Below are 3339 nucleotides of genomic sequence, written 5' to 3'. Positions count from 1 at the left end.
CCACCCCCCAGGCCCTGCTCCCGCCGGAACTGCGCGACGACAACCCGCTCGGACTTCCCCGGCGCGTGAACGGCCGCCTGCAACACTGACCCGCACGCCGGCCCCGTGATCGCCGGTGCGGCACAGCGCCCACGGGCAGTGCCGCACCGGCGCGCGGGTCAGGAACCGTCCGGCTGGCAGCGCGGACACCACACCGTGCCGCGCCCGCCGACGCGTTCACGGCTCAGCGGCCCGTCGCACCGTGGGCACGCGGGGTCGCTGTCGTCACGGCGGCCGGTGAGCCAGGACTTCCGCGGCGGAACGCGCCCGGCACGCACCGACGAACGCAGCGTGCGACGCATCTCGGTGTGCAGCCGCGTGAGCTCGTCGTCGTCGAGCCGGTCCGCCCGGCGGGTGGGACGCAGGCCGGCGCGCCACAGGATCTCGTCCGCGAGCAGATTGCCCAGTCCGGCGAGCACGGACTGGTCGGTGAGGGCCGCCTTGACGCGGCCGCGCCGCCGGGAGAGCAGTTCCCCGAACGCGGCCCTGTCCACCGACAGCGCGTCCGGCCCCTGGTCGTGCAGCATCCGCGCCACATCGGCGTCGGGGTCGTCGGCGAGCCAGAGGCCCTGCAGTTTGCGCTGATCGCGGAAGCGCAACTCCTCACGGCCCACGGTGAGGACGACCCGGTCGTGCGGATCCGGGGGGTCGCCCGCCTGGCAGCACACCAGTTGTCCGGTCATGCCGAAGTGCATCATCAGGGTGGGCCCGTCGGTGCGGGCCAGCAGCCACTTCCCGTGCCGGGCCGGTTCGGCGAACCGGCGGCCCTGCAAGGCCCGGCGCAGCCGCGCGGCGGTGACGCCGTGCAGCACGCCGGCGTCGTGGATTTCGACCCGTTCGATCCGTTTGCCCCGCGCACACGAGGCCAGGACCTCCCGGAACCCTTCCACATCGGGCAGTTCGGGCACGGCATCCTCCGACCGTCTCGTCCGTCCGGAGCCGGTGCGCCAGGGTCAGCGACCGCGCCCGGGGCCATAGGCAAACCGTCGAGAACCGCGCAGTCGGCGGCGCCGCCGGGCCCCTCGCGGTCGCCGGCTCCCCGAGCCGGCGGGCCTTGCGCCGTCCCGGCCCGGCGTCCACCGGCCGTCGGGCGACAGGGCCTGCCCCTGGCGTTCCGCCTGCGCCCGGATCTCGTAGTAGGACTCATGGGCGGTCACCCGGAACGCCTCGTCGTGCGAGGCCAGGGCCGCCCGGACGGCCGCGCCGGCGAGGCCGCGGCGGCGGACGTGGACCGCGATCCAGGTGAAGAACCCCATGATCGCGGCGAGGCAGCCGGTGAACACCAGCAGCGGCAGCAGGTCACCCATGTACCGAGGCTACGCCCGGGTGGCACGGCGGACAGGCGCCGGTCGGGCGGCAGCTGCCGGAGCATCAGGAACCCGACTCCGGCGGACGGGGCCTGCGACGCATCCGCAGGATGAGGACCGTTGCCACGCCGGACGCGCCCACGAACGCACCCAGCCAGGCGTACGCGATGCCGGTGCCGGTCTCCTCCGGGACCGCGGCCGCCCGAGCAGGCGGCGCGGCGGCCCGGGTGACGGGGCCGGGCCCGGCCGGCGGGGCCTTCTGTACGGCCGGCGGCTCCAGCGACCCGACGGGCTCCAGCGACCCGACGGGCTCGACACTGCCGGCGGCGGCGAAGCCCCAGTCGAGGAGGGAGCGGGCCTCCTCGTAGACCGTGTGACCACCGCCCGACTGCGGGTTCATCACAGTCACCACCAGGGTGCGTCCGTCCCGCCGGGCGGCGGCGACCAGCGTGTTGCCGGCGTGGGAGGTGTAGCCGTTCTTGACGCCGATGATCCCCGGGTAGGGCTCCACCCCGTCCGCGCCGGTCAGCAGCCGGTTGGTGTTCCTGATGCCGTACGTCCAGGTGGGGCTGCCGTCGTCGTGGGTGCCACCGGGAAAGGGCGCGTCGACGGTGGACGCGTACGACGCGAACTGCCGGTCCGTCAGGCCGGCCCGGCCGAACACCGCCAGGTCGAATGCGGAGGAGACCTGCCCCGGTTCGTCGTAGCCGTCGGGGGAGACCACGTGCGTGTCGAACGCGCCCAACGCGCGGGCTTTGGCCTGCATCTGCTCGGCCGTGGCGGTCCAGCCGCCGTTCATCTCGGCGAGGACGCGCACGGCGTCGTTGCCGGAACTCAGGAAGACGCCCCGCCACAGGTCGTCCAGCTTGTACGTGCGTCCGGCCTCGATGCCGACCAGGCTGCTTCCCTCGCCCACTCCTGCGAGTTCCTCCTCGGTGACCGTGTGCGGCGGGGCGTCGGCCAGATTCGGAAGCGCGGTGAGGGCGAAGAGCGTCTTGATGGTGCTGGCGGGCGGCAGGCGGCGGTGCGCGTCGTGAGCGGCGAGCACATCGCCGGTGTCCGCGTCGGCCACCAGCCACGACAGGGCGGAGACGTCTCCAGGGAGGTCGGGGGCCCCGTTGAGAGGCCCGACATGGGTGCCCGGCCGGTGCAGCGGCGACGCGTCGGCGGAGGCGGGTCGAGGCGTGGGTTCGGCCTGCGCGACGGAGGCAGGCAGCAGGCCGAGTGCGCCGGCGGCGAGGGCCGTCGCGCAGCAAAAGGCCAGCCGTGCAGTAAATCTGATGATCATTCGGCCAGCGTAGGAACGGGCAACCGGACGCGCAGGTCCGCTGAGCCGACCGGCGGAAGCGCCCCCGCGACGGGCAGGTGCCGCCCCGGCTCACCACCGCCGCGCCCCGGCCGGCGGCGTGGCCCGTGGTCCAGGGACTACCTCGCGGCGTCCATCCGCCGCCTGAGCGTCGCCGCGAAGTCCTCCGCCGCCACCAGCTGGGCGCGCAGCTTCTCGCAGCGTGCGTCGGCGACCTTGCGGTAGGAGTCCAGGCGGGCGTGGAGCTGTTCCCGCTCCTCGACGGCCGGCGGGTCCTCGCTGTCCGCGATGCGATCGGTGATCTCCAGCAGGTCCCGCATCTCGTCGAGGGAGAAGTCGAGCGGCTTCATCCGGCGGACGACCATCAGTCGTTCGACATCGGCCTCGGTGTAGAGACGGAAGCCGCCCTTGCTGCGGGCGGAAGGGGTGACGAGGCCGACCTCCTCGTAGTGGCGGATCGTCCGCAGCGACAAGCCGGTCCGCTCGGCCACCTCGCCGATCTGCATCTGGCATTCAGCCATCGCCCTGCCGTCTCCTCTGCCTCACGCCACGTTTTCGATGGTTCGAAGCCATCCGCAGTACGAGCTCGAATCCTAGGAGTTGTCGTCAAAGTGTCACGCCCACATCAGGAGTGAGGCGAGGGTGACGGCTGCTTGGTAGGACTCGGCGGTCTTGTCGTACCGGGTG

At 73.2% G+C, this 3339-nt stretch carries 4 protein-coding genes; all 4 read right to left on the bottom strand.

Annotated elements, in window-relative coordinates; genetic code table 11:
• Positions 1 to 158 precede the first annotated feature (158 nt).
• Positions 159 to 947, bottom strand: a complete 789-nt coding sequence (locus ACIPJI_RS36460; protein ID WP_402251268.1) for an Fpg/Nei family DNA glycosylase — start codon at positions 945 to 947, stop codon at positions 159 to 161.
• A gap of 45 nt (positions 948 to 992) precedes the next feature.
• On the bottom strand, positions 993 to 1346 hold the full coding sequence (locus tag ACIPJI_RS36455; RefSeq protein WP_402251266.1) for a hypothetical protein: 354 nt from the start codon (positions 1344 to 1346) through the stop codon (positions 993 to 995).
• A 64-nt stretch (positions 1347 to 1410) separates the two neighbouring features.
• The gene (locus ACIPJI_RS36450; protein WP_402251264.1) at positions 1411 to 2634 is read right to left on the bottom strand and encodes a D-alanyl-D-alanine carboxypeptidase family protein; all 1224 of its coding nucleotides are present in this window, start codon (positions 2632 to 2634) and stop codon (positions 1411 to 1413) included.
• A gap of 137 nt (positions 2635 to 2771) precedes the next feature.
• Entirely contained in the window at positions 2772 to 3173 is a 402-nt protein-coding gene (locus tag ACIPJI_RS36445; protein ID WP_402251262.1) for a MerR family transcriptional regulator, read from the bottom strand.
• Positions 3174 to 3339: the final 166 nt, after the last annotated feature.

The organism is Streptomyces sp. NPDC086835 (assembly GCF_044745705.1).
GTDB lineage: Bacteria > Actinomycetota > Actinomycetes > Streptomycetales > Streptomycetaceae > Streptomyces.
This window is presented reverse-complemented; position numbering and strand designations above follow the sequence as displayed.